The following is a 2,443-nucleotide window of genomic DNA, read 5'->3' on the forward strand; positions in this document are numbered from 1 at the left end:
TGGTTGCCGTTGACCGCGGCGCTGTTGAACTCTGGGGGCGTGGTGTCCGGCAGCCGGGTGTCCACGGTGTAGTTCGCGCTGTCGGCGGTGCCGGTACCGGAGCGGCCTGCCACGTTGGCTACGCCGGTCAGGTTGACGCGGATGGTGTTGGTCGCGCCGCTGACGTCGGCCTTGGGTGTGAAGGTGGTGGTCCAGGTTTTGTTGCCGGAGTTGGATGTGTATACGAGTTCGCTCAATGTGCCGTTGGCCTGAGTCAGATCGATGTCATCCATCATGAAGCCCATGACCGCTTGGTTGAAGCTGAAGGTGACGGTCGTTGTTTCGCCCGCAGTGAGCGCGGTATCGGCCAGCGTGATCGTGGCGGCAATTGGCGCGGTGTTCACGATGAAGTTGCCGCTGGTGGCGCTGCCGGTACCGGCGGTGCCTGCGGCGTCGGTCACGCCCGCGAGGTTCACGCTGATGGTGTTGCTCTCGGCGATGACGTTGGCCGTGGGCGTGAAGGTGGCCGTCCAGGTTCTGCCGTCGGCGCTGAGTGTGAGGTCGCTCAGCGTGCCGTTGGCATGGGTCATGTCCACGTCATCGATCGTGAAGCTGCTGCTGGTGACGGGTTTGTTGAAGGCGATGATGACGGTCGCCTTTTCTCCCGTCGTAAGGCGACTATCGGCCAGCGTGACGCGTGCGCTCAGGTCGGATGTCTGGTTCGTGCTGCCGGGCCGGGTGTCAATGCTGTAGTTGTCGCTGAAGAAGACGTTCGACGTATTGCCCGCCAAGTCCGTTATGCCTCTGACGCCGATGCTGTTGGCGGCAGCGTTGGTATTTGCTGCGGGCGTGAAGGTGACGGTCCAGGTCCTGCCGTCTCCAAGGGCGGTCAGCGGACCCAGCGTACCGCTGGTCCTTGACAGGTCGATGTTGGCGGCGGTAAAGCCGGTGACGGGCTCGACGAAGCTGATGGTGACGGTGGTGGTTTCGCCCGCGGTGAGGGCGCTGTCGCCCAGCGTGATGGTGGCGCCGGGCGCGAAGGTGTCGATGTCGTAGGTGACCGTGGAGACGGCCTGGCCCACACCGGCGTTGCCTGCGGGGTTGGTCACGCCGGCGAGGTTGACGCTGATCTGGTTGCCCGTTGAGTTGTACCGGCTGCTGTCGAAGAGCGGGGGTTGGAGATCCTCCTGCCCCGGGGCCGTCAGCGTGACCGTCCAGGTGGTGCCGCCGTCGGTGCTGCGCAGATTGGACAGCTTCGCGTAACCGCCCACGGTCAGGTCCGCGGTGGTAAAGCTGTTGGTCGCAATGGCTTCGGCGAAGCGGATGGTGACGGTGGTGCTCTCGCCAAGGCTCAGCTTGTTGTCGGCGATCGTGATCGGGTTGGTCGCTGCGAGCGTGGGGAGCCGGGTGCCCCCGGTGTTCGTGGTCTCGCCCGAGCGGAGGCTGGGGCTGGTGTGCGAATCGGTGTTCATGGTGCTTTGGTCGTGGATGGGGGGTGAAAGAGGGGTTTGGGGGGCATGGCCCTGGGGACAGGGGATGCGCCCGGGGCGATTCCGGGGCTCAGCGCCTGTTCACGGTCTTGTCCGAAGGGATGTGTTGCGCGCCTCTGGCGGCGGCGTGCGCCAGGAGGTTATCCCCGCTGTGCGGGGACCGATAACGCAGCCCGAACCGTGGGTGGCATGCGCAGTCCCCGGGGAGGGACGTGAACGGTTTCTTGAATGTTTTGAGCCCTTGCCGATCCGGCAGGGGGGGCATCGCGGGACGGTGCGCGCGTGCGTGACTGCTTTGGGTAGCAGGTGGCAGCTTGCGTCCGGGGGCTCTGTCCGACACCCGCGTTTGGGCGCCAGTGGGGGTGAGATCAGCAGCCCGCCGTGCAGCTTGGGCAGCGGTTCTTGCAGCGTGCGGGGATGCGCAGCGTTCAGGTAGCGCCATGGTCCTGCCCCTATTTGAGGATGCGCTGCATGGGGAGGAGGAAGGGCCCGACATGTCGCGAATTGTACGTGACGGATTGCAATTTCATGGCTGAGAAAGGTAAGTGTGCGCCCGTTCGTCGGACGGTCGGACAGGCGGGCATGGTTCTCGGACAGACGGACATGGATGATGGCAACACCCGGGTGGAAGCCCTGGCGTTGCACGGGATCGGGCGCTGCGAGAGCGGCACCGCGCCGGTCTTCCTGTAGGTCGGGCGCGCGCAGCCTGATGCCGCGCGCGGGTCTCGGGGATCAGGAGTTTCCGACCCAAGCAGGCAGGGTGCTGCTTGGGCCTTGGTGTCCCCTGCCGCAAGGGGCGCTGCGGCGCTGCTGCGGGTGCAGATTGGTTACATGGCCGCGGGCATGCCGTGGCAGGGAATCAGGCCAGAACCGCGCAGGCGCAATGGCGGTTCTTTTCCGGATGCGTGCGCGATTCGGGGGCCGGCCTCAGAGCCAGAAGCCGCCATGCGCCACGTCCGGCGCCTGGCCCACGA

At 65.8% G+C, this 2,443-nt stretch carries 2 protein-coding genes; one reads left to right on the forward strand and one right to left on the reverse strand.

Features of this window, described 5'->3' with window-relative positions:
• On the reverse strand, positions 1-1,451 hold a 1,451-nt coding region (locus VTU_RS29385; RefSeq protein ID WP_010108760.1), incomplete at its 3' end, for an Ig-like domain-containing protein.
• 546 nt (positions 1,452-1,997) lie between these two features.
• On the opposite strand from VTU_RS29385, the gene VTU_RS34055 reads away from it, so the two are divergent.
• Positions 1,998-2,159 carry a hypothetical protein gene (locus tag VTU_RS34055; protein ID WP_169315435.1) on the forward strand — a complete coding sequence of 54 codons (162 nt, stop codon included), beginning with the start codon at positions 1,998-2,000 and terminating at the stop codon, positions 2,157-2,159.
• Positions 2,160-2,443: the final 284 nt, after the last annotated feature.

Origin of the sequence: Verminephrobacter aporrectodeae subsp. tuberculatae At4 (assembly GCF_000193225.1) — a bacterium.
GTDB lineage: Bacteria > Pseudomonadota > Gammaproteobacteria > Burkholderiales > Burkholderiaceae_C > Acidovorax > Acidovorax aporrectodeae.

Excerpts from the sequence above, each read along its gene's own strand:
- VTU_RS34055 (WP_169315435.1), top strand. The coding sequence starts at position 1,998 with ATGGCTGAGAAAGGTAAGTGTGCGCCCGTTCGTCGGACGGTCGGACAG.